25 protein-coding genes and 1 pseudogene are annotated in these 24,563 nt (G+C 71.2%); 16 read left to right on the top strand and 10 right to left on the bottom strand.

Annotation, left to right across the window (positions count from 1 at the left end; translation table 11 throughout):
• Window positions 1-98: 98 nt before the first annotated feature.
• Window positions 99-275 carry an SMI1/KNR4 family protein gene (locus ACFQ6N_RS00645; RefSeq protein ID WP_380646143.1) on the bottom strand — a complete coding sequence of 59 codons (177 nt, stop codon included), beginning with the start codon at window positions 273-275 and terminating at the stop codon, window positions 99-101.
• Between the two features lie 81 nt (window positions 276-356).
• Window positions 357-755 carry a hypothetical protein gene (locus ACFQ6N_RS00640; protein ID WP_380645931.1) on the bottom strand — a complete coding sequence of 133 codons (399 nt, stop codon included), beginning with the start codon at window positions 753-755 and terminating at the stop codon, window positions 357-359.
• On the opposite strand from ACFQ6N_RS00640, the gene ACFQ6N_RS00635 reads away from it, so the two are divergent.
• The 5 genes and pseudogenes from ACFQ6N_RS00635 (at window position 754) to ACFQ6N_RS00615 (ending at window position 4,666) form a co-directional block, all read left to right on the top strand.
• The gene (locus tag ACFQ6N_RS00635; RefSeq protein ID WP_380645930.1) at window positions 754-1,002 is read left to right on the top strand and encodes a hypothetical protein; all 249 of its coding nucleotides are present in this window, start codon (window positions 754-756) and stop codon (window positions 1,000-1,002) included. The two genes, ACFQ6N_RS00640 and ACFQ6N_RS00635, sit on opposite strands and share 2 nt — an antisense overlap.
• Before the next feature lie 238 nt (window positions 1,003-1,240).
• The gene (locus ACFQ6N_RS00630; RefSeq protein WP_380645928.1) at window positions 1,241-2,206 is read left to right on the top strand and encodes a hypothetical protein; all 966 of its coding nucleotides are present in this window, start codon (window positions 1,241-1,243) and stop codon (window positions 2,204-2,206) included.
• Between the two features lie 143 nt (window positions 2,207-2,349).
• Window positions 2,350-3,276 (top strand): alpha/beta fold hydrolase, encoded by a 927-nt coding sequence (locus ACFQ6N_RS00625; protein ID WP_380645927.1) that lies wholly within the window; start codon window positions 2,350-2,352, stop codon window positions 3,274-3,276.
• Window positions 3,277-3,426: 150 nt separating this feature from the next.
• Window positions 3,427-3,963: pseudogene (locus ACFQ6N_RS00620) on the top strand (IS701 family transposase); the annotation flags it as partial.
• 67 nt (window positions 3,964-4,030) lie between these two features.
• Entirely contained in the window at window positions 4,031-4,666 is a 636-nt protein-coding gene (locus tag ACFQ6N_RS00615) for a hypothetical protein (protein WP_380645926.1), read from the top strand.
• Window positions 4,667-4,807: 141 nt separating this feature from the next.
• On the opposite strand, the gene ACFQ6N_RS00610 is transcribed toward ACFQ6N_RS00615, so the two are convergent.
• Window positions 4,808-8,053, bottom strand: coding sequence for a BTAD domain-containing putative transcriptional regulator (locus tag ACFQ6N_RS00610; RefSeq protein WP_380645925.1), 3,246 nt, complete (start codon window positions 8,051-8,053; stop codon window positions 4,808-4,810).
• A gap of 226 nt (window positions 8,054-8,279) precedes the next feature.
• Complete coding sequence (locus ACFQ6N_RS00605; RefSeq protein WP_380645924.1) at window positions 8,280-8,900, bottom strand: TetR/AcrR family transcriptional regulator; 621 nt, start codon at window positions 8,898-8,900, stop codon at window positions 8,280-8,282.
• A gap of 182 nt (window positions 8,901-9,082) precedes the next feature.
• Here ACFQ6N_RS00605 and ACFQ6N_RS00600 point away from each other — a divergent pair, with 182 nt between their 5' ends.
• Window positions 9,083-10,069, top strand: coding sequence for an alpha/beta hydrolase family protein (locus ACFQ6N_RS00600; protein ID WP_380645923.1), 987 nt, complete (start codon window positions 9,083-9,085; stop codon window positions 10,067-10,069).
• Window positions 10,070-10,120: 51 nt separating this feature from the next.
• Window positions 10,121-11,140 carry an aldo/keto reductase gene (locus tag ACFQ6N_RS00595; protein ID WP_380645922.1) on the top strand — a complete coding sequence of 340 codons (1,020 nt, stop codon included), beginning with the start codon at window positions 10,121-10,123 and terminating at the stop codon, window positions 11,138-11,140.
• A gap of 42 nt (window positions 11,141-11,182) precedes the next feature.
• Here the strand turns inward: ACFQ6N_RS00595 and ACFQ6N_RS00590 are convergent, their stop codons facing one another.
• Window positions 11,183-11,848 (bottom strand): hypothetical protein, encoded by a 666-nt coding sequence (locus ACFQ6N_RS00590; protein WP_380645921.1) that lies wholly within the window; start codon window positions 11,846-11,848, stop codon window positions 11,183-11,185.
• Window positions 11,849-12,044: 196 nt separating this feature from the next.
• Window positions 12,045-12,416: a winged helix-turn-helix transcriptional regulator gene (locus ACFQ6N_RS00585; protein ID WP_380645920.1), complete on the bottom strand. Its 372-nt coding sequence runs from the start codon at window positions 12,414-12,416 to the stop codon at window positions 12,045-12,047.
• Between the two features lie 103 nt (window positions 12,417-12,519).
• On the opposite strand from ACFQ6N_RS00585, the gene ACFQ6N_RS00580 reads away from it, so the two are divergent.
• Window positions 12,520-13,359, top strand: coding sequence for an SDR family oxidoreductase (locus tag ACFQ6N_RS00580; protein ID WP_380646142.1), 840 nt, complete (start codon window positions 12,520-12,522; stop codon window positions 13,357-13,359).
• 68 nt (window positions 13,360-13,427) lie between these two features.
• Here the strand turns inward: ACFQ6N_RS00580 and ACFQ6N_RS00575 are convergent, their stop codons facing one another.
• Complete coding sequence (locus ACFQ6N_RS00575) at window positions 13,428-13,973, bottom strand: DUF4240 domain-containing protein (protein ID WP_380645919.1); 546 nt, start codon at window positions 13,971-13,973, stop codon at window positions 13,428-13,430.
• A 1,159-nt stretch (window positions 13,974-15,132) separates the two neighbouring features.
• On the opposite strand from ACFQ6N_RS00575, the gene ACFQ6N_RS00570 reads away from it, so the two are divergent.
• Genes ACFQ6N_RS00570 through ACFQ6N_RS00560 form a run of 3 tightly spaced genes read left to right on the top strand, consistent with a single transcriptional unit; the run spans window position 15,133 to window position 18,406 of the window.
• The gene (locus ACFQ6N_RS00570; protein WP_380645918.1) at window positions 15,133-16,236 is read left to right on the top strand and encodes a bifunctional DNA primase/polymerase; all 1,104 of its coding nucleotides are present in this window, start codon (window positions 15,133-15,135) and stop codon (window positions 16,234-16,236) included.
• Window positions 16,233-18,005 carry a phage/plasmid primase, P4 family gene (locus ACFQ6N_RS00565; RefSeq protein WP_380645917.1) on the top strand — a complete coding sequence of 591 codons (1,773 nt, stop codon included), beginning with the start codon at window positions 16,233-16,235 and terminating at the stop codon, window positions 18,003-18,005. Before ACFQ6N_RS00570 ends, ACFQ6N_RS00565 begins: the two co-directional genes overlap by 4 nt.
• Window positions 18,002-18,406 carry a DUF6009 family protein gene (locus ACFQ6N_RS00560; RefSeq protein ID WP_380645916.1) on the top strand — a complete coding sequence of 135 codons (405 nt, stop codon included), beginning with the start codon at window positions 18,002-18,004 and terminating at the stop codon, window positions 18,404-18,406. Before ACFQ6N_RS00565 ends, ACFQ6N_RS00560 begins: the two co-directional genes overlap by 4 nt.
• 173 nt (window positions 18,407-18,579) lie before the next feature.
• Here the strand turns inward: ACFQ6N_RS00560 and ACFQ6N_RS00555 are convergent, their stop codons facing one another.
• Window positions 18,580-18,834 (bottom strand): hypothetical protein, encoded by a 255-nt coding sequence (locus ACFQ6N_RS00555; protein WP_380645915.1) that lies wholly within the window; start codon window positions 18,832-18,834, stop codon window positions 18,580-18,582.
• A gap of 217 nt (window positions 18,835-19,051) precedes the next feature.
• On the opposite strand from ACFQ6N_RS00555, the gene ACFQ6N_RS00550 reads away from it, so the two are divergent.
• The 4 genes from ACFQ6N_RS00550 (at window position 19,052) to ACFQ6N_RS00535 (ending at window position 20,918) form a co-directional block, all read left to right on the top strand.
• The gene (locus tag ACFQ6N_RS00550; RefSeq protein ID WP_380645914.1) at window positions 19,052-19,273 is read left to right on the top strand and encodes a hypothetical protein; all 222 of its coding nucleotides are present in this window, start codon (window positions 19,052-19,054) and stop codon (window positions 19,271-19,273) included.
• 66 nt (window positions 19,274-19,339) lie between these two features.
• Entirely contained in the window at window positions 19,340-19,645 is a 306-nt protein-coding gene (locus ACFQ6N_RS00545) for a hypothetical protein (protein WP_380645913.1), read from the top strand.
• A gap of 203 nt (window positions 19,646-19,848) precedes the next feature.
• On the top strand, window positions 19,849-20,289 hold the full coding sequence (locus ACFQ6N_RS00540; RefSeq protein ID WP_380645912.1) for a hypothetical protein: 441 nt from the start codon (window positions 19,849-19,851) through the stop codon (window positions 20,287-20,289).
• Window positions 20,290-20,447: 158 nt separating this feature from the next.
• The gene (locus ACFQ6N_RS00535) at window positions 20,448-20,918 is read left to right on the top strand and encodes a GNAT family N-acetyltransferase (RefSeq protein ID WP_380645911.1); all 471 of its coding nucleotides are present in this window, start codon (window positions 20,448-20,450) and stop codon (window positions 20,916-20,918) included.
• Between the two features lie 65 nt (window positions 20,919-20,983).
• On the opposite strand, the gene ACFQ6N_RS00530 is transcribed toward ACFQ6N_RS00535, so the two are convergent.
• Together ACFQ6N_RS00530 and ACFQ6N_RS00525 are read right to left on the bottom strand one after the other, a co-directional pair.
• Window positions 20,984-21,553, bottom strand: a complete 570-nt coding sequence (locus ACFQ6N_RS00530) for a maleylpyruvate isomerase N-terminal domain-containing protein (RefSeq protein WP_380645909.1) — start codon at window positions 21,551-21,553, stop codon at window positions 20,984-20,986.
• A 344-nt stretch (window positions 21,554-21,897) separates the two neighbouring features.
• Window positions 21,898-22,446, bottom strand: coding sequence for a hypothetical protein (locus ACFQ6N_RS00525; protein WP_380645908.1), 549 nt, complete (start codon window positions 22,444-22,446; stop codon window positions 21,898-21,900).
• A gap of 827 nt (window positions 22,447-23,273) precedes the next feature.
• Between ACFQ6N_RS00525 and ACFQ6N_RS00520 the strand changes: the two genes are divergently transcribed.
• The gene (locus ACFQ6N_RS00520; protein WP_380645907.1) at window positions 23,274-23,912 is read left to right on the top strand and encodes a nucleotidyltransferase domain-containing protein; all 639 of its coding nucleotides are present in this window, start codon (window positions 23,274-23,276) and stop codon (window positions 23,910-23,912) included.
• The last annotated feature ends 651 nt before the right edge of the window (window positions 23,913-24,563 follow it).

The following is a 24,563-nucleotide window of genomic DNA, read 5'->3' as shown; positions in this document are numbered from 1 at the left end:
GCTTACCGATCGCTCACCGACCGGTACGGCTCCGGAGCCACAGCCCCGCCGCCACCGGCAGCGGTCGGCAGCGGTCGGCAGCAGTCGGCAGCAGTCGGCTAGGAGCAGTACCAGTCGTCCCCGCCGGTCCGCAGCGAACGCCCCAGGTAGTCCCGCAGGTCGTTGGCCACCCATCGGCGGCTGTCGCTCTCGTGCTCCCAGACGAACACGTCCGGCCGCTCAGGCTTCTGAACGAACGCGAACTGGTCACTGCCGCCGTTGTCCCCGAAGAACAGCAGGGCGATTCCACATGATCGAGAGCTTAGCCAGGCCCGACCGGCCCCCGCACCCGGCCCTCCCGGCCGGGGTCGACCACGTCAGTCGTCACGCGCGCCGTGGTGCTCGAAGCACGAGCCGATGTTGTTCCACATGAAGGAATCCCTCCAGCCGGGATCGCCCACCGCCCAGCCGACCATGGCGGCGACCACCCTGTCGCGGGAGACGGTCCGCGTCAGGTAGTGCTCGGCCGGCACGCCGTCCCGATGTTCCAGCTGGAACGTGTTGTCCTCACGCATCCGGACCTGGACGTACCAGTCGCCGGGCTCCTCCTCGACGCGCTCCAGGAGCAAGAAGCCGCCCTGCCGAAGGTTGGCCACCCTCGCGCTGATCACCGGGTTCGACGGGCGCTTGGTCGGCCTGACCGCATCGCCTCTCATCACAAGCACCCCGAGATCATCCCCCAGGCCTCCGACAACCCGCTTACTCTGGCTGGCCATGGGCTACGACGTACACATCACCCGCCGTGAGAACTGGTGGGATGAAGAGGGTCAGGACGTCAGCGCGGCGGAGTGGGAAGCGGTGATCGCCGCCGATCCCGGCCTCGTGATGCACCCGATGTGGTGGAGCGCCGGATGGATCGTGTCCAAGAGCCCGAGCGACGCGGTGATCGCAACGATGCGCGAGGTCGCGAAGGTGCTGGACGCGCGGCTTCAGGGCGACGACGGCGAGTACTACGACGTCTGACGCATACGGCCACCGCGAGACGATCAAGGGGGATCATCCCGACCGTTCATCGATCGGGCCACCGATATTTCGGGCTCGATTGCGCTTCCCTCCGACGGGAATTGTCATCAAAACCGCTTAATACGAAAGGGCCCGTTGCCCGGTGAGCGACATGGTACGTTCCGTGACCAAACAGAAAAGTTGACCCCGGCAGCGCGCCAACGCTCCGGGGTCCGGCAACAGGAGTCAGAGCTCCCCGATGCGTGTTCATCGTAGCGCCCACATGCGCAATTTCACCGTTCTGCCCAACGCCGTCCTGCAGAACCGGCGGTTGAGCTACACCGCTCGCGGTCTGCTGGTCGATCTCCTCTCCCGTCCGGACGACTGGCGCGAGGACGGCCGACACATGGCGGACAGCAGCCCCCAGGGGCGCGGCGCCATCCGCAAGGCCCTCAAGGAACTGACCCGGGCCGGGTACTACCGCACCGAGAAGATCCGCACCCCGGACGGCAGGATCGTCACCGAGAACCACGTCTACGACACCCCGCAATCAAGCAGGTCGGGCGAGCCGGGTACCACCCGTCCGGGAGCCGGTGAAACGAGCGCCGGCCCCGCTGACGCTCTTTCAAAGAACCGAAACGAAGAACCCACCCACCCCCCGCGCCCCGAAGCCCCCGCGCACCCCGCCGAACCGGGAGGACCGGGAGGGCCGGGAGGGCCGGAGGGAAAGGACGTCGGGCAGCCCCCCGCCGTGCCGGACGACCGGATCCGCGAGGCGGTGGCCACGCTGTTCCGGGTGATCCGCCCGGAACCGCGCCTGCGGCTCGGCCTGGCCGAAGCCCGGGAGCTGGCTCCCCTGGTCGCCCAGTGGCTGGAGCGCGACAGCACGCCGGCCGACCTCGCCCGAGCGCTGTTGCCGGGCCTGCCCGTCCCCCTCCACTCGGCGACGGCGGTACTCCGCTACCGCCTGGAGCGGAAGATGCCGCCTGACCCGGCCGCCGTTCGGCCTGCGGCAGCCCCGTACGCCGAGTGTGCCGAGTGCCACGACCCCGTGCCGCGACCGGGCATCTGCCGGGTGTGCGCGGGCCTCGGTGCGCGAGTGGTGGGCGTCGGCGCGGGTGAGGCAGCCACCCGCAGCGGCGCGGCGCGTGCCAGGGCGGCCCTGCGTGCGGCCGGATCGGCCGGGGCCAGGCTGGGTTTCGGCTGCCCCGTCCCGGCCGGGTGACCTGGCGGAACGGAACCGGGCGGGGGGATCGGGCCGGGCGAAAGCACCCAGGATATCGTCCTTATTTTACCATGGAAATGACTGGACGTCATATCGGCGGAATGGTATGGAAAATCGCCGACCCGTTCGCTATGTTGGCGGCCGTGACTGCACGCACTGAATTATTTGTCGATTCCGGTGAATTACGGCTGTGGACCGAACAGGTCGGCGATCCGAGCGACCCTGCGGTCCTGCTGGTGATGGGCACCGCCGCACCCGGCATCGGATGGCCGGACGAACTGGTGAACGTACTGGTCGCCGGCGGTCACCGGGTCATCCGCTACGACCACCGGGACACCGGCCGGTCCACCTGCGTGGACTTCCTCGCCCACCCCTACACGCTGGCGGACCTGGCCGCCGACGCGACGGCGGTGCTCGACGGCCACGGGGTGTCCGCCGCGCACGTCGTCGGAGCGTCCCTCGGCGGCGCGATCGGCCAGTGGCTGGCGGCGCACCGCCCTGACCGGGTACGGTCCCTGACCGCGATGATGACCGGCCCGATGGGTCACAGCCCAGGCCCCGCATGGGCGCGCGCCATGGCCGGCCAGGCGCCCGACCCCAGCGACCTACCGCCGCCCTCGGCGCGTTTCCTGGCCCACCTGGCACACCGCGCCGGCCTCTCGCCGGGGACCCGCGACGAACACGTCGCGGCGAACGTGGAGACGTGGCGCGTGCTCAACGGGGATGCCCTTCCGTTCGACGAGCCCGCCGCCCGCCGGTTCGTGGAGGCCTCCTTCGACCGGACCGACGACCCCGCCTCGGCCCTCAACCACGACCTGGCCGGACGTCACATGACTGACGACCGCCTGGCTCCGCTGTCCTCGATCACGGCCCCGACACTGGTCGTCCACGGCACCGAGGACCCGCTGCGCCCACTCGCGCACGGCCGCGCCCTGGCGGGCGAGATCCCCCGGTCCCGATTCCGGGCGATTCCCGGAATGGGGCATTCACTGTTCTCCCCCGGAATTCCTCGGCAGCTCGGGGAGGTCATTCGCGAACACCTCGCCTGGTACTCCAGCTGTAGATCTTGATCTTCTGAGTGAGGCTGATCCGCAGACGGAGACGGCCACCGTTGATCATCGTCAGTTGTGTGGACAAACGAAGATCAGCCGGTGGCCGTGGGCCACAGCGTAGACCCTGCCCGCTGGCAGGCGATATTCGAGGGCCTGATGGCCGGCATGCAGCGCCTGTCCGCCGGTCCGGGAGCCAAAGGCCACCGCTTCTACGACCGGGCCCAAGTCGACATCGACGCGCCGACGGCCGGCCCCGGCTACCGGTGGCTGCTGATCCGACGCGACCGGCGCACCAGCGAACTCGCCTTCTACCGCTGCTACTCGCCCCGCCCGGTCCCGCTGAGCACGCTTGCCAAGGTTGCGGGACGCCGCTGGACGGTCGAGGAGACCTTCCAGGCTGCCAAGGGCCTGACCGGACTTGACGAGCACCAGGTCCGCCGCTGGACCTCCTGGCACCGCTGGACCACCCTGGCCCTGCTCGCCCACGCCTTCCCGGTGGTCACGGCCGCTCTCGAACGCACTGCCACAGCCACAGCCACAGAGCTCGCCCCACTGACCTGCGGAGAGGTCCAACGCCTCTTCGCCGCATTCGCCGCACCCCACCCCCGCGGCCTGGCGCATCGACTCAGCTGGTCACGCCGGCGCCGACGACATCAGGCCCGTGCGCGCAGCAGCCACTACCAGCGCCAGGCCCTCCGACAGTAACCTTCCTGGTCACGGCACTGGCTTTTCCCATCGTCGGTCGGAGCGACGTCAACGTGAAGGAGCACGGATGGGCGTGATGGGGGTCTGGGTGGTCGGCGTCGTAACGGACGACGTCGTCGAGGAAGCGCGCCGCCGATTCCCCGACGCTGCCGGAGCCCACGGCGCGTGGCCGGAGCCGTCCGCCGACACGATCCGGTGGCGCGAGCAGTCCGTGCCCTCAGGGTTGTTCGAAGGGACCCCCGAGCAGCCGTCGCGCACCGACGAAATCGTGCGCTTTGCCGACGCGGTCGACAGAGTCCGTAACGACGAGACCGAGGTGGATGAGTTCCAGGACCATCTGCTGCACGCGGTCCCGCAGCAAGAGGGCGAAGGCCTGTTCTGCGCCGCCGTACCCAGGGGCGACGGCGCGGCGGCGCTCATGTGGGGGCTCGGCCTCGACGCGACGCTGCAACTCCCGGGCTGCTGCGGACAACTCCTGTTCGATGCCGCCCAGGTACGTGCCGCGCTCCCCGCGGCCGAGCAGGCGCTCGTCCTGCACCCGCTGCGTCGGGCCCACGTGGCTGCCCGGGTACGGCTGTGGCTGGACGAGATGGCGGACGACCCAAACCACGACGTCGACGAGCTGATCGACGGCCCGCTTCGGGTGCTGCGTCACGCGGCACGCACGGGAGTTGGCGCGGCCGGTCTCACCTTGTGGTACTGACAGGACCTCATGGACGCGGGGGCTCCTGCCGGCAAGATCACGATATGCAGCTGGAGTACTGGCGGGCGGAACGTCGTACCGAGCACCCGTCAAATGGCCGCCGCCAGGCCGTCATGAATACCGTCGGAGGAATTCTCTCCGCTACGCCGGAGCGTCGCCCGAACGGGACGCCGGACCCGAACGGGACCCAGGGTCGCCCCCGGCGGCGGGGACGTCGCTCAGTGCACAGGCCTCGTCCAGCGCGCGGGCGGCCGACTCGGGCAGCCCGGCCGCCTGGTAGGCGCGGCCGAGTGCGCGGAGCGCCCCGGCGAGGAAGGAGCGCCAGCCCCGGGCGCGCCACACCAGGACCGACTCCTCCAGGTGGGCGACGGCGGAGGCGTGCTCGCCGGCCGCCAGGTCCAGTTCGCCGAGGATGCCGAGGGCCTGGGCGAGGTGGTGCCCGAGGTCGAAGCGCCGGGCGATGGCCAGCGCGGCTTCGGCGGTCTCGCGGGCGCGGCTGTCGCCGGCGGCCGCGTACAGCGTGGCCAGGTAGAGCAGGGAGAAGGCCTCCACGTAGCGGTCGTCGAGGGAGCGGGCCATGGCGAGGGAGCGGGTGAGCAGGTCGGCTCCTCGTTCCACCTGGCCGGCCTGGCCGTGGGCCGCTCCCAGGAACTGGATCGCGGTGGCCTCGAAGCGGGTGTTGCCGATCAGCCGTGCCAGCCGCAGCGTCTCGGTCAGGTGCTCGATCGTGCGGCCGAGGTCGGTCTCCCCGTGGGCGATGGCGATGATCTGGTGCGCCCGGGCCTGGCCGCCGGGGTGGTCGTGGGCGGTGGCGAGCTCCAGGGCACGGTGGCCCGCGTCCAGGGCATCCCGTTCGCGTCCCTGGGCGACCAGGCTCCAGGCGACGAGGACGAGGGCGTCGGCGGTGCCGCGCGGCTCCCGTACCTGCTCGAACAGGCGTTGCAGGTGCCGGGCGCGGTCCTCCAGGGCGACCATCGTCTGGGCGCCGTCCGCCAGGTCGACCGTCGGGTCGACCGCCGGGTGGGAGCTGTCGGCGGGGGTGCTCCAGGTGGTCACCTCGATGAGACCGCGGGTGAGCACGGCCGTGCCCATGGCGTCGCCGACCGCGCGGCAGGCCTGGAGGGCGACCAGGTGCGTGGTGCGCCAGTCGTCGTACAGACCGCGCACGTCGCAGTACTTCTCCTGGCAGGCGGCGAGGTCCCAGGCCAGCGGCACCATCCGCAACGCGGCGGCCTGCCGGGCGCTCGCGTTGAGGGCCGGCTGCTCGGCGTCGAACCAGGCCGTCGGGTCGTCCAGCAGCACCGCCGCGACGGCGGACGGCAGCGGGTGGCGCGGCGCGGCGCCGTGGATCGGCGCGAAGCAGGGCCCGGGCACCTGGTCGGCCGCCTGCTCGGCGAGCCAGAGCCAGGCGCCGAAGGCCCGTTCGAGCGCGGCGGTGCGCGCGGCCGGCTCGTCGGCGGCCTCGGCGTGCTCGCGCGCGTACAGCCGGACCAGGTCGTGGAAGCGGTAGCGCGGGTACGGCCCCGCGCCGGTCTCCTGGAGGAGCTGGGCGTCGATCAGCTCCTCCAGCTGCCGTTCGGCCTGCCGCAGCGGGACACCGGCCACCGCGGCCGCGGCCCACGGGGCGAAGTCGGGCGCGTCGAGCAGGCCGAGCAGCCGGAACGTACGGCGGGTCGGCTCCGACAGTCGGGCGTACCCGACGGCGAAGCCGGCCCGTACGGCCAGGTTCCCGGCCTCCAGTTCGTCGAGGCGCCGCCGTTCGTCGCACAGCAGGTCGGCGAGCCGGGACAGGCTCCAGCGCGGCCGGGCGGCCAACCGGGCGCCGGCGATGCGGACCGCCAGCGGCATGCCGCCGCACAGTTCGACGATCCGGGCGGCAGCCACTGGTTCGGCGGCGACGCGGCGGTCCCCGAGGATACGGCGCAGTAGCGTCAGCGCGTCGGGGGCGTCGAGTTCGTGGAGGTCGACGAGGCGGGCGCCGGGCAGGGCCGTGAGCGGGGCGCGGCTGGTGACGAGGACGGCCGGGCGGTCGGGCTGTCGGTCGAGCGGGTGGTCGGCGGGGCAGTCGGCGCGGTGTTCGGCCCCTCGATCGGCGGGGCGGTCGGCGGGGAGGTCGGCCCGTCGATCGGCGGGACGGCTGGCGGGGTGAGCCGGTGTACCGGGGAGGAGCGGGCCGATCTGCTGCTCGTCGGCGGCGTTGTCGAGCAGGACGAGCGTACGGCGGCCCGCGAGCAGGGTGCGGTACAGCGCGGCGCGCTCGTCCAGGGCGGCCGGGATCTCCCGGGGGTCGGCGCCGAGGGCGCGCAGGAAGGCGGCCAGGACACGGGCCGGATCTGCGGGCGACTCGTCCGCCCCGCGCAGGTCCGCGTACAGCCGGCCGTCGGGGTAGCCGGGAGCGGCCCGGTGGGCGGCGTGGACGGCCAGCGCCGTCTTGCCGATGCCGCCCATCCCGGCGACCACCGGCACCCGGCCGTCCGCCAGCGCGTCCAGGACGAGCCGCACCTGCTCGTCCCGTCCGGTGAAGTCCGTTACGTCTCGGGGGAGTTGGGAGGGTACGCGGAACCGGTCGAGATCCGGGTCCGTACGGGGGCCCTCACGGTCCCGCGCCAGCAGTGTCAGGAAGACCTCCTGCACCTGCTCGCCCGGCTCGATCCCGAGCTCCTCGGACAGCCGGCGACGCAGCGCCTGGAAGCGGCGCAACGCCTCGGCCGCCCGGCCGTCCGCCGCCAGCAGTTCCAGCAGGACCGCGTGCACGGGCTCGTCGAACGGATGGTCCTCCACGAACGCCGTCACGGCGGGTACGGCGGCCCGGGCTGGTCCCGTCGTTCCGGTTGTTCCGGCCGTTCCGGTTGTTCCGCTCGTCCTGCTCGTCCCGGTCCCTTTGGTCGCTCCGACCTTCCCCCCGGCCAGGGCCGCCTCGGCCAACGCCAGGACGGCGGCGCGCACCTCGCCCTCCACGGACCGCACCAGCGGATCCTCCCGGTCCACCCGCTCCAGCCCCGCCAGCACCGGGCCGCGCCGCAGCGCCGCCGCGGCGGCCGGGGCACCGTCGGCGAGGAACCCGCGGAACCGTCCGAGGTCCACCGCGTCCGGCCCGGTCACCAGCCGGTACCCCTCCGCGTCGGACTCCAGCGCTACCGCCTCGTCCCCGAACTGCCCGAGCCAGGACCGCAATCGCGACATCCCGGTGTGCACCGCGCCCCGGCCGATCCGGTCCGCCTGGTCCGCCCACACGAGGTCCAGTAGCCGCCCGACGGGCAGCCGCTCCCCCTCCGCCAGCAGCAGGGCCCCCAGCAGCCCCCGCAGGACGGTGGCCCTCGGCAGCGCCTGCGGTTCGGAGTCCACGGCGACCGTCAGGGGGCCCAGCAGCCCGAACGTCATCCTCATCCGCATCAGCACCCTTCAGAACCCGCGGCCGCACCGAGACCCGACCGCGCCACCGCCGAGGCCCGACCGCACCGCCGCCAAAACCGGACCGCGCCACCGCCGAAGCCGGGCCGTCCGAACCGGCCCGCCCGGGTGGGTGGCGACCGCCGACCACAGCACGACCATGACAGTAGTACGGGCACCGATCAACGGCTGCCGCCGGACTCCTCCGCCACGGCGGCACGGATCAGGGCGACTGCGGCCGGTGCTGGAGCCCCTGCAACAGCAGTGCGATCAGCCGGCGGGGGTCGTAACGGGGGTCGCTGTCGCTCCCGATGCAGAGGTTGCCGACGCCGCGCATCAGCTCGTACGCCTGCGTGCCGGGCTTGATCTCGCCGGAGTCGACCGCTGCATCGAGCAGTTGCGAGCAGACGGGCACCAGGCGGTCGAGGAAGTAGGCGTGCAGGGCGTCGAAGCCGCTGTCCGCTTGCAGGGTGTTGGCGAGTCCGTGCTTGGTGACCAGGAAGTCGACGAAGAGGTCGACCCACTGGCGCAATGCCGCGAGGGGGGACTCGCTGTCGGCCAGCAGGGCCGGGCCCGCCTCGGCGCAGGCCTCGACCTGGTGGCGGTAGACGGCGACGACGAGGTCCGCCCGGGCCGGGAAGTGACGGTAGATCGTCCCGACGCCGACCCCCGCCTTGGCCGCGATCTCGCGGATCGGCGCATCGATGCCGGAGGTGACGAACACCTCGGCCGCGGCGGCGAGGAGCGCCTGCTGGTTGCGCAGGGCGTCGGCCCGCTTGCTGCGGGCAGGCGCCTGGGGGGACTGGCCTGTCGTGGACACCGCGTTCTCCGTCCGGGCGATCATTGACTAAACGGAACGACGTTCCGTATCGTATGTGGAACAAGGTTCCGCTTCGAGCTTAGTCGAAACGGGCCCTCCCCTCTGTCTCCAGTCCGTCTCCCGTCCGCCGCATCTGCCGCAATCTGCCGCGACCTGCCGCCAGCCGGACAAGACCGGCAGCAGAGCACGGGAAGGAAAAGCACCCCATGACCATTGCACCGACTCACACCCCCGCCCCCGCCGGCCGTCCCGTCCCCGCCCCCGCCCCCGTCCTCTCCGTCCGCCCGGTGGTCGTGCCGGCACCCGGCCGCGCCGTCGACCTGCACGTACGGGTCTCCGCCCCGGCGACCACCCCCGCGACCGGGAGCGACCTGCCCGTCATCCTCCTCTCGCACGGCCAGGGGCCCTCGAACAACCTCTCCTCACTGAACGGCTACGCCCCGCTCGCCGACCACTGGGCCGCTCACGGCTTCGTCGTCATCCAGCCCACCCACCTGAGTTCGAGGACGCTCGACCTGGCCCCCGACACTCCCGGCGCACCGCTGTACTGGCGGTCGCGGGTCGAGGACATGAAACGCGTCCTCGACCGGCTCGACGCCATCGAGGCCGCCGTCCCCGGGCTCCCCGGACGCCTGGACCCGGACAGGATCGCCGTCGCCGGGCACTCGATGGGCGGGCACACCGCGAGCCTGCTGCTGGGCGCCCGGCTCACCGACCCCGACGACGGGACGGAGGTGGACCTGTCCGAACCCCGGATCAAGGCGGGCGTCCTGCTCGCCGCACCGGGCCGGGGCGGCGACGCCCTGTCCCGCCCCGCCGCCGAGAACTACCCGTTCTTCCTGACCACCGACTTCTCGCGGATGACGACCCCCGCACTCGTCGTCGCCGGGGACGACGACCCCTCCCCCCACCTGACGGTCAGCGGCCCGGCCTGGCACACCGACCCGTACCTCCTCTCCCCCGGCCCCAAGTCCCTGCTCACGCTGTACGGCGCGGGGCACGGCCTCGGCGGGATCTCCGGCTACGACGTCGCCGAGACCACGGACGAGAACCCCGCGCGGGTCGCCGCCGTCCGACGACTCACCTGGGCCTACCTGCGCACCGCCCTCCACCCCGGGGACCCCGCCTGGCACACGGCCCGTGAGCTGCTCACCGCCGGACCCGACCCGCTCGGACGGGTCGAGTCCAAGTAGCCCCCCACCCCGCCCTCACCACTCACCGATCCGTCATGGAGGAACACCGTCATGCAGTACCGCACCCTGGGCCGCACCGGCGTAGAGGTCAGCTCCCTCGCACTCGGCGCGATGAACTTCGGCACGATCGGCCGCACCACCCAGGACGAGGCCACCGCGATCGTCGACGCCGCCCTCGAAGCCGGGATCAACCTCATCGACACCGCCGACGTGTACAGCGGCGGCGAATCCGAGGAAATGGTCGGCCGGGCCATCGCCGGACGCCGCGACGACATCGTGCTCGCCACGAAGGCCGGCCTGCCCATGGGCGAGGAACGCAACCACCGGGGCAGCTCACGCCGCAGGCTGGCCGCCGCACTGGACCACAGCCTGCGCCGCCTCGGCGTCGACCACGTCGACCTCTACCAGATCCACCGCTGGGACCCGCGCACCAGCGACGAAGAGACCCTGTCCGCCCTGACCGACCTGCAACGCGCCGGAAAGATCCGCTACTTCGGCTCCTCGACCTTCCCCGCCCACCGCATCGTGCAGGCCCAGTGGGCCGCCCGCGAGCACCACCTGAGCCGCTACGCCACCGAACAGCCCAGCTACTCGATCCTGCAACGCGGGATCGAGAGCCACGTCCTCCCCGTGGCCGAGGAGTACGGCCTCGGCGTCCTGGCATGGAGCCCGCTCGCCTCCGGCTGGCTGTCCGGCGCCATCCGCGAGGGCCGGGAGATCACCACCAACCGCTCCACCTTCATGCCGCGGCGCTTCGACACCACCGTCCCGGTCAACCGGACCAGGCTCGACGCGGTCGAGCAGCTGGCGAAGGTCGCCGACGACGCCGGACTGACGATGATCCAACTCGCGCTCGGCTTCGTGACCGCGCACCCCGCCGTCACCGGCGCCCTCATCGGCCCCCGCACCCTGGACCACCTGCACACCCAGCTCGCCGCCGCCGACACCGTGCTGCCAGCCGACGTCCTGGACGCGATCGACGCCATCGTCGCCCCGGGCCTCGACCTCGCCCCACACGAGAAGAACGACACCCCGCCCGCCCTGCTCGACCCCGCACTGCGCCGCCGCTGACCGGCCACTGCTCCTCAGCCGGCTCCCCGACCACCGCACCGGTCAGCTGTCGGCCACCGGGTAACCCAGCGCGCGGGCCCGGGTGGCGATGACATCGAAGTCCGCCGTGGCCGACAGCGCCGCGACCGTCCGGCGGTCGAGCGGAACACCCTTCAACACGGCCTCCACGGCCGCCCGGTCGACGGAACACTCGTGGTAGTCCTCGGCGAAGCCCACGAACGCCCCGGCGCCGTCGGCTTCGGTGAGGAGTCGGAACAGCCAGTCCGCGCCGTCCGTCTCACCATCGGCGAACTCGACCGGTCCGCACTGCCACGACGTGGACCCGGTCTCGAACCAGGCGCACACCGTCGCGTCGAAGAAGTCGAGGAACACGAACTCGGGCGCCTCCGCGTACTGCGCGAGCGCGGCAGGCAGACCGTCGAGCAGACCGGGCCAGTGCGCCCGGTCCTCCTCCCGCCACGGGGTGGCATCGCTCTCGTGGTCGAATCCGTAGAGGAACACCCCGGCCGGGTCGAAGACGACCGCGTACTGGTCGCCGGAACCGTTCTCCATGAAGGCCAGATCCACACCCGGACGCCAGTCGACCTCGTAGACGTGATCGGCGGCGAAGGGCACCGAGACGATCGCATCGAGCAACGCCAGCGAACGGCAGCGGGCCCGCAGCTCATCCGGCGCGGGCAAGGAGACAACAAGGTCGTGAACGGTCATGACACCCACTCAACAACACACCACTGACACAAGCCCCGGGCCCGAACCCGCCGTCCGCCGGACGGACAGCAAGCAGTCGAGACAGGCAGCCCGAAATTTTCTGCGGAAAATTTTCCCGGGTCGTTCAGCGCCGCCGTGGGCGTCCCACCCGGGTGACGTATGACTCGATGGCACACCGGGTTGCCCGGTCCGGCTGTTACTCCGGGCTTCGTGGGGCCAGGCGCAGGGTGATGCGGTCGAAGAGGTCGGTCAGCGGCTCGCCGACGTCGCGGCCGAAGTCGGTCAGCCCGTAGGTGACCTGGGGTGGTGTCGTGGGCTGGACCTCCCGCCAGACCAGGCCGTCCTGGACCAGCGCGCGGAGGGTCTGGGCGAGCATCTTCTCGCTGATGCCCCGGATGCTCTCGCGCAGCTCGTAGAACCGGAGGTCATTGCGGCGCAGGGAGATCAGTACCCAGACGCCCCACCTGCTGGTCACGTGGTCGACCACATCGCGCGCGGGGCAGTCGGTGTGAAACACGTCATACCGCCCGGCGGCCTCGGCCTCTCTGTGCTGCACGCCTTCCACCATGTCATGAACTTACCTCAAGGTATGTCCTTACCAACAGTTAGCCCATGCTCCTAGCGTGACGCCACAGAAGAGGCCACAAAGGACCTCCGACAAGGAGCTGATCATGATCGTGCTGACCGGAGCCACCGGGAACATCGGCCGGCCGCTGACGCAGGCGCTGGCCGAGGCGGGCCGCGAGGTGACGGCGGTGTCGCGGCGCCCGGCTGCGGTGCCGAACGGTGTCCGCCACCTGGCGGCCGACCTGGCCGAGCCCGCCGGCCTCAGGCCCGCGCTGGCCGGGGCCGAGGCGCTGTTCCTCCTGCTGTCCGGCGACCTGCACGCCGCCGGCGCCAGCCCCGCCGACATCATCGGCGAAGCCGTGGCGAGCGGGGTCCGCCGGGTCGTCCTGCTCTCCACCCTGGGCGTGGTGACCAGGCCCTTCGGCTCGACCCGGATCGCGATGCGCGCGCTGGAGGACACCGTGCGGGAGTCCGGTCTGGAGTGGGCCATCCTGCGGCCGGGCGGCTTCGCTTCCAACGCCCTGTGGTGGGCCGAGTCCGTCCGCACGCAGCGGCAGGTCGCCGCGCCCTTCGGCGACACCGGGGTCCCGATCATCGACCCGGCGGACATCGCCGCGGTCGCGGCGGCCTGCCTGCTGGACGACCGGCACAACGGCGGTGTCTACGAGCTGACCGGCCCTGAGGTGATCACTCCGCGCGGCCAGGCGGCGGCCATCGCCGCCGCGCTGGGCTCGCCGGTGAGGTTCCACGAACTCAGCCGGGACGAGGCCAAGGCCGCCATGGCCCGGAGCATGCCGGCGGAGCTCGCCGACGACACCCTGGACATCCTCGGATCCCCGAACCCGGCGGAGGTGCGCGTCAGCCCGGACGTTCAGCGGGTGCTCGGCCGCGACCCGCGGCCGTTCGCGGACTGGGCCGCGCGCAATGTCGCCGCGTTCCGCTGAGACCGGCCGGACACGCGACACCCCACACCCCCACATACAGCGACCCACGCCCAACGACCGGCACCCCCTCAGGACGAGTACGACGAGTACAGCGCCGCCAGACGAGGCAGCCTTCGGCCCAGTTCGTCGGCATCGTCGAAGTCGAAGCCCCACTCCGGGTCCAGCTCGGGGTAGCGGTAGGTGAAGCCGTTGTCCGGAAGTTCCTCACCGGTGGCCGCCTGGTGAGCCTGCCAGGCGATGCCCAGGACATCTTCACCCTCGATGTCGTCTCCGTCCGCCGCAGCCGCGCGAACGGCGGGAAGCCCGGCGAGCGCGTCGGGGTCGGCGATGACCTGCTCGAACGTCGCACGGCCCTGCGCGATCAGCCAGCCGCGGAAGTAGTCGAACCCGTCGTCGGAGCAGCCACCGTTGATCATGTAGGCGGCGCCCCACAGCGGGGCTCGGTAGGAGAGGGCCATGAGGCCCCAGAGCGTCTGGTGAGCCGCGATGATCTCCGGGGCCGGGCGGCGGGCGAGCAGTGCTGTCGCCCGCTCGGCGACGGCGTCTCCGTCGTCCGGGGAGGCGACCCCCGCGCGGGCCTCTTCGATCAGCTTCCAGAACTGCTCGGTGTCCATGGTCGCTGAGTCTGCCATCGGGCTCTGACAGAGCCGGCCGGTTCGGCGAGGGCCAGCCACCCACGGACCGACCCAAGAGCACTCGCCAAGGACAGCGACTCAGCGACCGAAGCTCCTTCCCCGCCCGTGACGGCGGAACGGGAACTTCGGTCGCTGTCGTGCCGGCAGCGACCGAAGGACGCGGATCCGGCCCTTCGCGTTCGGTCGCTGCCGCCCGGTTCCTGGAGCTACCGAACGCCGCCGCCGGCTCTTCGGTAGCTGGTAGCTGCTACCAGCTAGGCCTGTCACCAGGCAGAACGGTCCTGTGGGGGAGCACGGCTACAGCTACGGCCAATCCTGGAACAGAGTCGCTTCGGTCGCTGTCCGGGGCAGGACCCGTCCCTCGGCCGGCTACGGCGGTACCCGGACAGGCACTCCAGCCGGGCGGGGGCGGCGACCGGCACGAGCTACTGAAGCGACCGAAGCGACTCAAGGTAGGAACTTCAAGAACTTCCTCGGTCTGCCGCAGCCGATGCGGTGGTACTCCGAGCGGATCGGCACCACCTGACTCCCCCGTCGCTTCGGTCGCTTCCCGGTGACCCCTGACAAGCTACCGAAGCGACTCAAGCGACCGGACTTCGGGCCTTCACCCCGGTCCCGACACGCGCGACACGCCGAGCTACCGGGCGGAAGAGACTCAGTAGCTTTGGTCGCTGAGCTTCAGTCGCTCGACAAAATCCCAGGTCAGAGGCGTTACCACCACCCCAGGAGCGACTGAAGCGACTCAAGGTCGGGTATATGAAGACATTCCCATGTGCGTGTGCGCGTTATAGACCCGGGCTACAGTCGCTTCAGTCGCTGTTTGGCTTGAAAACCGGCTTCGACCTGCGAAAACGAGGGTGGACCGAAAACAGCGACCGAAGTGACTCGGTCGCTGCCGCTGGGTCCGGTCGCTGGGTTTCCCCACAAGGTCCGCCACTCCGGGTCTGCACGTCCTAGCTCGGATAGTCTGTGTGAGCTATCTTCTGGACTTCGGTCGCTTTAGTCGCTGATGCGGCGCTCGCCAGTGCCCTGACCTGGCTGTTTGCTCTCAGCTACTGAACGAGCGACCGAAATTCGGGCAGCGACCGAGCTACCGAAGCGACTGAAGCAGCTACTGGACCAAGGGGGAGGAACCAGCGTGACGGCGCCGCAGGCCGTGGGGAGCGACCGAACGGGCAACCAGCCGGACGCACTGGCCGTCGCCCGTTGGTGCGCGGCCCAGGGGTGGCCGGTCCATCCGCTGGCTCCCGGACGCAAGACGCCGCCCGCGAACTGCGCCCTGTGCCAGGAATCCCCGCACTCCCCCACCGAGTGCGCCTGCCCCCGGCTCGGTCGCTGGTGCCACGGCTTCCACGCCGCGACCCTCGACCAGGACGTCCTCACCGGTTGGTGGCAGACCAACCCGGACTTCGGGACCGGTGTCGCCTGTGGCCCCGCCGGCCTGGTCGTCATCGACGTCGACAGCCACCCCGGTCCCGTCCCCGCCCGGGACCGGATCCTCCCCGGTATCCCGATCCACGAGCACGTCGACCTCGACGGCCTGGAGAACGGCTACCACACGCTCGCCCTGCTCGCCGCACTCCGCAGCTCCCCCGCGCCCACCGAGGACACCTCCACCCTGCGTGTCCGTACGCCCTCCGGCGGTCTGCACATCTGGTACCTGGACGACGACCACCACCGCTTCACCTGTTCCACCGGCTCCTCCACCGGTCGGGCCCTGGCCTGGCAGGTCGACGTCCGCGCCCACGGCGGCTACATCGTCGCCCCGGGTACCACCACGAGCGCGGGCACCTACACCGTGCTCCCCGGTGCCCGGATGCCGGCCCCGCTCCCCCGGTGGCTCGCCGAGGAACTGGTCCGGACCGGACACCTCAAGGACAGACCGGAGAGCCGGCAGCCCGTCCCGTCCCCGGTGCCCGACCGTGCCCGCCAGGCGGTCGTGGCGGCGGGCGGCGGGCGGCGCGGAGCCGAACGCGTCCTCGACACCGTCCTGCAGGACGTCACCGACTGCGCCACCAGCTCCGAGGGCGCGGGCTTCACCGGCAAGCTCAACCGTGCCGCGTACACCGTCGGGGGCCTCGTCTCCGCCGGACACCTGACCCACGGCGCCGCCGAGCAGCTCCTCCTCGATGCCGCCCGCACCGCCCGTCCCGCCCAGGACCGGCAGAGCTCCGCCGTCATCCGTTCCGGCCTGGCCGCCGGCGCCCGTCAGCCCCTGTACGTCGGGAAGGCCCGCGGATGACCGACAGCACCCGTAAGAGGACGGTCTTCGACCCCGTGGCCGCAGCCCAGCAGATCCTGGAGTACCCGCCGGTCCCAGGCCCCTCACAGGCCCCCTGGCACAGCGCCGCCGTCCAGGAGAGCCTCCTCGACGCCCCGGCCGAGAGCGGCCCTGGTCCGGGGGCTCCGTCGGTCCCACCGGCCTCGGCTGTGCAGCCTGAACAGCTTGTGCAGCCGTTCCACACCGCGCCGACCGCGCCGACCGCGCCGGGAGTCCCGGCCGGGCCGAGCCCGACAGCGACCCAGGCGGCCACGCAGCCCGTCCGGCCCGCAGCTCAGTCGGCCAAGCCCGCCCAGGCCGGCCAGGCTGCCGCAGCCGCTGAGGCCGGTCCGCAGGCGAGCTCGCACGGCCTGCTCCCCGACTCCCTCTCCGACCGCGGCAACGCCAAGCTCTTCGTCCACCTCTACGGGCGCGACTACCGCCACGTCCCCGGCATCGGCTGGTACCGCTGGTCCACGCACCGCTGGCAGCTCGACGAGGACGACACCGTCCTGTGGGCCGCCGGCGAGATGGCCGAGAGCATCGCCACCCACGACGCCCGCGGCCTCTACACCAACACCGACCTGCGTCGGCACCGCCGCCGCGCCCTGTCCACCTCCGGCATGAACGCCATGCTCACCCAGGCCAAGTCGGCCCCCGGCATGGTCCTCAACGCCGCCCTCCTCGACGCCGACGCCTACGCCCTGTGCACCCCCGGCGGCGTGGTCGACCTGCGGACCGGCGCCATCGTGCCGCCCGACCCGAAGGTCCACCACCACTCCCGCTCCACCACCCTGGCCCCCGCCCGGATGCCCACCCCGCGTTGGAACCGCTTCCTCACCGACACCTTCGGCGACGACCAGGAAGGCCGCCAGACCCGCGACTTCCTCCACCTGCTGCTCGGCTACTCGATCAGCGGCGACGTCGGCGCCCAGGTCATGCCCTTCCTGTACGGCCAGGGCAAGAACGGCAAGTCCGTCCTCCTCGACGTCATGATCCAGCTCCTCGGCGACTACGCCGATGCGGCCCCGCCCGGCTTCCTCATGGCCAAGACCTTCGACGGCCACCCCACCGACCTCGCCGAGCTCCACGGCCGCCGCATCATCGTCTGCTCCGAGCTCAAGCCCGGCGACCGCTTCGACGAGGCCCGGGTCAAGTTGCTCACCGGCGGCGACAAGATCAAGGCCCGCCGGATGCGGCAGGACTTCTTCTCCTTCGAGCCCACCCACAAGCTCTGGCTGCTCGGCAACCACCGCCCCGAGGTGGGCACCGGCGGCTTCGCGTTCTGGCGCCGCATGCGCCTGATCCCGTTCGAACGGGTCGTCCCCGAGGAACGCAAGATCGACAACCTGGCCCACGTCCTCGTCGCCGAGGAGGGCCCCGGTATCCTCGCCTGGCTCATCGACGGAGCCCGCCGCTACTTCGCCGGGGAGAAGGACCTCGCCGGCCCCCAGCGCGTCCAGGTCGCCACCACCGCCTACGCGGAGACCGAGGACCACGTCGGCCGCTTCCTCAAGGAGGCATGCGTCACAGGCGAGGGCATGCGTGCCGAACAGTCCCAGCTCTTCGGCGCCTACACCCGTTGGTGCGGCTTCGAAGGTGCCAATCCCGTATCCGGGCGTGCCTTCGCCGCACGAGTTCGCGAGACACTGGGTATGACCTCTCCCAAGGAGATGGTCCTGTCCAACAGCCGCAAGTACTACCCGGGCATCGGCCTGATCACCGACGACACAGAGGAGCAGAACGCGTGAGCGCGCTGATCGACCCGGCCGAGCTCGCCCACGAAACCGACCTCGTCTGGCTGGAGGACACCTCCGGTCTCGACTACGTCCGCCAGTCGCTGGACCGCCTCACCACCCGTCGTGGCCGCCCCGCGTACCACCGCGACGGCCGGATGGTCGGCTACGCGATCCTCGGCCCCGACGCCAAGTCCTCGCGCGCCTCCGGCACCTTCCGCCGGCGCGTCTTCTGGCTGCTGCCCCACGACCGCGACCAGGACCCGGACGGCCTGTACTCCACCGGCGCCCCCTCGGAAGCCGTCGACCCGCGCACCGTCGCCCCGGCGGTCAAGGGCTACAAGACCGAGCGCTCCGAGGGCGGGCCGGCCTCGCCCGCGATGCTGGAGCTGGGGATAACGCTTCCGAAGGCCTGAGACGGGCACCTGAGGTTTGAGGTTGAGGGCTGAGATCTGGAGCCTGGGGCCTGAGCGCCTCAGGAAGCCCCGTGAGGGGCGCGGGAGGCGAGTGACCGGCAGGAAGGCCTACGACGGGCTGTGAACGCCGGGAAAGGCGCCTCACGGGCCTTCTCGGCCCTTTTCAGCCTTCTTCAGCCCTCTCGGTGCCGTTCGTCCTGGACGTCCGCCTCGCCCGCCAGGAGCTCCTCCAGGAACCGGCCGTGCCGGGCCACCGTGCTGCTCCTGGTCTCCAGGGGGCGGGTCTCCAAGGGGCGGGTGTCGAAGCTCCGGGTCTCCAACTCCCTGGGGCGGCCGCGCAGGCTCTGCAGCACCCGGGTCTGCTCGGCCTCGTCGGAGGGCGCCCGGTCGGAGACCATGATGCCGAGGGCATCGGCGATGCTGGTCATCGACTGACGTTGTCCCGGCTGCTCCGGCTGCGCCGGCTGTTCCGGCCGCGCCGAACAGCTCGCCGCCGTAGCCGGGGCACGGTCGTCCGGGGACGGGCCCGCGTTCGCGCTCGCCTTTCGGCTCGCGGTCGGGCTTGGGCTCGGGCTCGCGGAGGGCCGGTCCCCCGCACCACTCCGTCCGGCCTTCGCCGTCGAAACAGCCGTGGCAGGGGTCGCAGTGGTCGCATTGGTCGTAGGGGCGGCCGCGCGCTTCGCCACCGCCGTCCGTGTCGTCGCCGCCGTCGTCGCCCGCTTCGCGGTGGTGCGCGTGGCCGCGGACTCCTCCCGCAGGCGGCTGACCTCCGCCTCCAGCGCCGCCAGCCGTGCCCGCAGTTCGTCCAGCTCGCCTGTCTTCTTCACTGCCCCGGAACCCTCCCCGGCCGCCGTCCACGGCCCTTGACGTGCGGCTTCAGCCTAGTACTCCCGCCGTAGATCATGATCTTGTCAGTCCTTCATGATGGCGCGTATGACCGATGAGCCTCTGCACGTGTCCCTCGCTGAGCTGCGCGCCTCGTTCGACATCCTGCTGCGTCATGTGGAAGCCACCGCGGCGGGTGACGCCGTCGCCCTGGACAAGGACTACTTCTGGTCCGTCCCCTCGGCCGAGCAGTACGACGTCCTCAGGGAGCCGGCCGAACTGACGATCGGACAGCTCTCCGAATCCTGGCAGCACCTGAGGGACCTGCTCGCCGACCCGGACCGCGCCCTGGGATACCACCTGGTCTGGCTCGCCGACATCCTGCGGGCGATAGGCCAGGACCACTCCGCATAGCCGCTTTCCCGCGCCTCCCCGCGGCTCGTCGCAGGAGAACGGAACCGGGCCGTCCGGGGCCGAGGAGGGCGGCTACCTGACGTGAAAGCGTGATGGCAGGCGGACGAATGCATCCTGGCCGTCCTGTCCGGGCTGTGATCGTCTCGCCTGTCATCGCGGAAATTCGCTTGCCGCTGACGCGTCGTCCGCGCTGATACTGCGGCGTGAGCAGAATCGCGCAGGTCATGGTGTTGGCGCCGTACGCGGACGAGGTCATGGAGCCGCTGACGCGGCCGGACGACTCGCGCAGCTGGCAGGGCTGCTTCAAGCCGCTCGGCCTGTTCGCAGGCGGCTGGGTGATCGAGTTCTACCGGATGCGTCCACGGTCCGGGCTGCTTCGGCACCTGGAGTCCCTGGCGTGGCCGCACCCGGAGAGCGTGCAGGTGCTGATCCACGACGAGGAGGACGACTGCTTCGGGCTGTGGATGATGCAGGAGGGCGTCCTGACGGAGGTGCCGCTTCCCGGCCACAGGCGCTACTACACCCGCGCGTCGGCTGCCGACGACCCGCCCGGGCCGGGCGTGCTGTGGCGGCCGGAGACGCTGGAGACAGCCGTTCCGGGCCTGATCTTCGCGTCGCGCCAGGACCAGCGTCCCGCCTGGTGAAGCTCACCGATCCCGGGGCGGCGATCGTGTTCCGGTGCCCACCCGGCCGGGTTTGCGCCTGTTGACGGTTCGTCGTGGCGGTACGTCGTGGCGGTACGTCACGACGGTTGGGCAAGGGCGGCAGCGCTCCGACGTCGGCGAGGTGGGAAGCTGACCCAATGTCTGTATCCCTCCGCCACTTGGACGCCCCGCTCTTCCCCGCCTGGCTTGAGCGCAGCCGAGCCGAGTACGTCAAAGACCTTGTAACCGCGGGGCAAAGCTCCGAGACTGCCCACCGGCATGCGAACGACAGCATGGCCCGCTTCTTTCCCTCCGGCGTGCCGAGCCCGGGGCACGTGGTCTTCGACGTGGTCGATGACGCCGGGGAAGCCGTCGGCTACCTCTGGATCGGACCGGACACCAGCGACGACGCCGGCGCCTGGTGGGTCTGGGACATCGTGATCGACACCGACAAGCGGGGCCGGGGCCTCGGGCGAGCGGCCATGCTCCTCGGCGAGGAGTACGCCCGGAGCCAGGGCGCTCACACCCTCGGCCTCAATGTCTTCGGGTTCAGCACGGGTGCGCGCGGCCTCTACGAGTCGCTCGGCTACGAGACGACCTCGGTCAAGATGCTCAAGCGACTCGGCTGAGACCCAGGCAACGTCCGCCCGCTCGACCAGTGCTGGGACCGAGAAGGTTCGCCGGGCGGGTGCGATCAGTCGGATCGCGCTGCTTTCCATACCCATGAGGTTCGGCGGGGAAGGCCGTCCAGTTCCTGGCGGCCCGTGCACCAGAGAAGCACCTGGACCGGGTCTCCAGGCGGGGCGTCGGGGAACAGCCGGCCGAGCACGGCCGCGCACAGCGGTGCGGGAGGCAGCCAGTCCACGGCCAGTCCCCGCGTGATGTCGTGGGTGTGCAGCAAGATCTCGGCGACCCCCATGGCTGCGAAACCCTCGGGATCACAGGGACCCCAGTGCCAGGCCCGCAAGGTTGGACTGGCCGCGGCCAGCACGCAGCTGAGGAGCCGGCCGCAGGCGGTGACCGTCCGGAGTACCTCCGTCGGGGAGGCAGGAGGGCGAACAGTCACGTCGAACGGGAGGTAGGAGTCGGCGGGACGTGCCGCCACCTGCCCCGCGTAGGCCAGCAGGTCGTGCCCTATGTGCGCCGCCGTCTCCCAGCAGCTCCACGTCAGCGGACCTGCCGGCACCGTCCAATCCCCGTCGGCATGCGGTCCGAGTACCCTCAGCAACTCTTCCAAGGCCGTGTCGACGTCCCGATGGTCCATGCGGAGCTCCTCGTGAGGTTCGTGCTGTGCGACTGGGTTGTGCTCATGGCGTCTTTCACGCCGCTCGGGTTCTGGGTCGCCCTCCCCACCGGATGCCCCGGATGCGGGCCCGTTCCTTTGGACCGGCGGGCGAACGGCTGTCCGGGCTTGGAACGGCGGGCGGCGGCCGTCCGAACGACGAAGTCCTACGGCTTGGGCACCGGGTCCGAAGTCGTCAGCGGGGTCCGGGGTGTGGAGGCCGGCAGGGCCGCAGAGCTGGGAGCCGGAGGCTTTCCGGCGGTTCTGCGGTTCTGCGGTTCTGCGGTCCTGCGGTTCTGCGGTTCTGTAGGGCGGTCCCGCCCTCGTCAGGCTGTCAGCTCCGCCCAGTCCGTCAGAACCGAGAAGTCCTCCGCCGTCAGCCCGGTCCTCGGATCGATGCGGTGGAGGAGTGCAGGACCCGGGTGATGGGCCCGGACCCAGGCGTGGTCCGCATCGGTGATCAGCTCGTCGACCCAGGCGAACGGACGGCCCTGCGCCCACGCCACGATGGCCGGCGTCTTCCAGAACACGCCGTTGTCGGGCTGGGGTCTCGGGTCGGGCCATGTGATGACCGGAAGGTCGGGGAGGCCCAGAAGGGGCGAGAGGAAGGTATTGGCCTCCTCCTCCCACGTCGTCGCCCACACGAGGTCGAACGGTAGGGCGGCGAGGGCCGGCCCGTGCGCCGGGTTGAGCCAGACCCGCAGCGGCTTCGCCGGCTTGTGGGGAAGACCCCACGCACTGAGCCTGCGACGCTCGGCAGCTTCCCACCGGGGAGTCATCAGGCGGTGCGTCTCATAGCCCTCCGGACGCCGGTACGGCTTCGTCGCGCTCGGATTCAGCGGTCCGTCCACATCCAGCAGCAGCACTGGCGGCATCGGGCCACCCTCCCCCCGTAGATCGTTTCCGTACGGTACCGGCCCCTCCGCGCACGGGCCCAGCGGGTTTCCATGCCGTGCCCGAAGGGGGTCTCTCCCCCATGGATGACCGTGCTCCTCCCCCGCCGACTGCCGGGGCTGGTGCCGAGGAGCAGAATCCGACCGACGATTTTCCGCAGAAAATTCGGAACCTAGGAGCCGCCGCGCTCCGGGCCTGACCGTCGAGTGGCAGCCGGACACCGAGGTCGGCGCGATGCCGTCGGCCGTCTCCGCCGGGATCCGGTGGGTGCCGGTGGGAGCCGGTTGCTCTCGTGGTGGGCCTGATTGTGTGTTCCGCGTCCGCCACTGGATGGGCCATCGCGCTGCCGAGGCCATCGTCGGCTCTGGGCCTTTCCCACCTGAGCCCGCACGACCCCGGACTGCCCGCTCCCTCCCGGGACGGGGCAGGCCATGATCCGCGACTACCGAAGCAGGCCGGCGGCTGTGGACGTGTCGTACCGCTGACCATGCCGGGCCGGAATGCTCGGTCGTGCTGGTGGACGCCTGATTTTCCGCAGAAAATTTCGGGGCCCGGAGGGAGCGATGAGGGTCTCGGAGCTGCCGCCGAAGGCGGCTCTGATGCGCCCGAATTTTCTGCGGAAAATCGAAGCAGGGGATCCGAAGGGGAGTCAGGCCCGTCGTGGCGATGGTGGCGACGGACCAGTGATCGCTGTTCCGGCAGGCCTTGTCCAGTGCCGCCGAGCGTTGACGGCTGGCCGCTTCTGTCACCCAGGAACCGGACCCGCCGGGACCGGACCGCCCGGGCACGACCGGCGTAGGTTGTGAGGATGACCGACTCCCTGCCGCCCGGCGGCGCTGTATTCGACGCGGACGAACTCGATGCCCGATGGGCGGACGCATGGCGGCCGGAGCAGCTCGCGACGCGGCTGGACGGGATCAGTACGACCTGGTGCGTCGCGGCGGGTTGGGCGCTGGACCTGTTCCGTGGTGAGCAGTCCCGGCCGCACGGCGATCTGGAGATCGCTGTGCCGGCGGCAGGGTTCCCGGAGATTCGGGACCGCTTCCCCGAGTACGTGTTTGATGCGGTGGGTTCGGGGCGGGTCTGGCCGGGGGTGGGAACCGAGACCCTGGCTGCCACACACCAGACCTGGCTGAGGGATCCGGCGAGCGGTCAGTTCCTGTTCGACGTGTTCCGTGAACCGCATGACGGCGGGACTTGGATCTGTCGACGGGACGAGAGTCTGCGGCTCTCGTACGACACGATCATCGAGCGGACAGCCGACGGGATCCCCTATCTGGTGCCGGAACTGGTTCTGCTGTTCAAGGCGAAGGCGACGCGGCCCAAGGACCAGGCGGACTTCGACGGTGTGCTGCCGCTGCTGAACCAGGCACGGCGGGACGTCCTCAGCGGGTGGCTGCAGCGCGTACACCCCGGTCATTCGTGGCTGGCGGAGCTGGCACGGTAGCCCTGCCTGACGCCGGGTGGGCTCCGAGTTTTCCGCAGAAAATTCCTCGCACCGATCGTGCTCCCTCGCGGCGGGATTGGGTCGGCACTCAGAGGCGGCCAGAGGCCTGGGCGCCGGCAACAGGGTTGGCGCCGTTTCTCGGATGAGGCCCCAGTCCTTGGCGTCGGGTGCTGACTGCGCCGCCCTCGCCTCACCGATTCGCCCACCGATTTTCCGCAGAAAATTCTGCGCGGCCCGGCGGCCGCGACTGCTGCGGGGGGACGGCGGTCGGTGCCTGGCAGGGGATCAGTCGCTACTCCTGGTCGGTGGCGAACGCGGCGTCGCCCGGGGCGAGGGCGACTTCAGATCGTCGGCGATGCGGTGAATCGCAGCCCGTTCGGGCGGCTCATGGTGGCCACGAATTTTCTGCGGAAAATCGTCGAGCCTTGCCTCTGATCGTGCCCCTGGCCCCTGCCCCTGGCCCCTGCCCCTGGCCCCTGCCCTTGACCGAGCCGACCGCAGCTCCTGCCCGAACAGCCCGACGGAAGGATCCCGCCCGACCACCGTACGAGCAGCGGTACCGGACTCCCGGTCCCGTACCCACTCCTCCGGGCGGCACCGCCGAGGAACCTGTGGGCAGGCTACTCGGCGGCGCTGCCCGGATCCATCGAC

It is taken from the genome of Kitasatospora sp. NPDC056446 (genome assembly GCF_042796115.1).
Lineage (GTDB): Bacteria > Actinomycetota > Actinomycetes > Streptomycetales > Streptomycetaceae > Kitasatospora.
This window is presented reverse-complemented; position numbering and strand designations above follow the sequence as displayed.

Coding starts and splice junctions, on each gene's coding strand:
- ACFQ6N_RS00635 (WP_380645930.1), top strand. CDS start 754: ATGGGCTACGACGTACACATCACCCGCCGTGAGAACTGGTGGGATGAA.
- ACFQ6N_RS00640 (WP_380645931.1), bottom strand. CDS start 755: ATGGCCAGCCAGAGTAAGCGGGTTGTCGGAGGCCTGGGGGATGATCTC.
- ACFQ6N_RS00630 (WP_380645928.1), top strand. CDS start 1,241: ATGCGTGTTCATCGTAGCGCCCACATGCGCAATTTCACCGTTCTGCCC.
- ACFQ6N_RS00615 (WP_380645926.1), top strand. CDS start 4,031: ATGGGCGTGATGGGGGTCTGGGTGGTCGGCGTCGTAACGGACGACGTC.
- ACFQ6N_RS00610 (WP_380645925.1), bottom strand. CDS start 8,053: ATGAGGATGACGTTCGGGCTGCTGGGCCCCCTGACGGTCGCCGTGGAC.
- ACFQ6N_RS00605 (WP_380645924.1), bottom strand. CDS start 8,900: ATGATCGCCCGGACGGAGAACGCGGTGTCCACGACAGGCCAGTCCCCC.
- ACFQ6N_RS00600 (WP_380645923.1), top strand. CDS start 9,083: ATGACCATTGCACCGACTCACACCCCCGCCCCCGCCGGCCGTCCCGTC.
- ACFQ6N_RS00595 (WP_380645922.1), top strand. CDS start 10,121: ATGCAGTACCGCACCCTGGGCCGCACCGGCGTAGAGGTCAGCTCCCTC.
- ACFQ6N_RS00590 (WP_380645921.1), bottom strand. CDS start 11,848: ATGACCGTTCACGACCTTGTTGTCTCCTTGCCCGCGCCGGATGAGCTG.
- ACFQ6N_RS00585 (WP_380645920.1), bottom strand. CDS start 12,416: ATGGTGGAAGGCGTGCAGCACAGAGAGGCCGAGGCCGCCGGGCGGTAT.
- ACFQ6N_RS00580 (WP_380646142.1), top strand. CDS start 12,520: ATGATCGTGCTGACCGGAGCCACCGGGAACATCGGCCGGCCGCTGACG.
- ACFQ6N_RS00575 (WP_380645919.1), bottom strand. CDS start 13,973: ATGGACACCGAGCAGTTCTGGAAGCTGATCGAAGAGGCCCGCGCGGGG.
- ACFQ6N_RS00565 (WP_380645917.1), top strand. CDS start 16,233: ATGACCGACAGCACCCGTAAGAGGACGGTCTTCGACCCCGTGGCCGCA.
- ACFQ6N_RS00555 (WP_380645915.1), bottom strand. CDS start 18,834: ATGACCAGCATCGCCGATGCCCTCGGCATCATGGTCTCCGACCGGGCG.
- ACFQ6N_RS00545 (WP_380645913.1), top strand. CDS start 19,340: ATGACCGATGAGCCTCTGCACGTGTCCCTCGCTGAGCTGCGCGCCTCG.
- ACFQ6N_RS00535 (WP_380645911.1), top strand. CDS start 20,448: ATGTCTGTATCCCTCCGCCACTTGGACGCCCCGCTCTTCCCCGCCTGG.
- ACFQ6N_RS00530 (WP_380645909.1), bottom strand. CDS start 21,553: ATGGACCATCGGGACGTCGACACGGCCTTGGAAGAGTTGCTGAGGGTA.
- ACFQ6N_RS00525 (WP_380645908.1), bottom strand. CDS start 22,446: ATGCCGCCAGTGCTGCTGCTGGATGTGGACGGACCGCTGAATCCGAGC.
- ACFQ6N_RS00520 (WP_380645907.1), top strand. CDS start 23,274: ATGACCGACTCCCTGCCGCCCGGCGGCGCTGTATTCGACGCGGACGAA.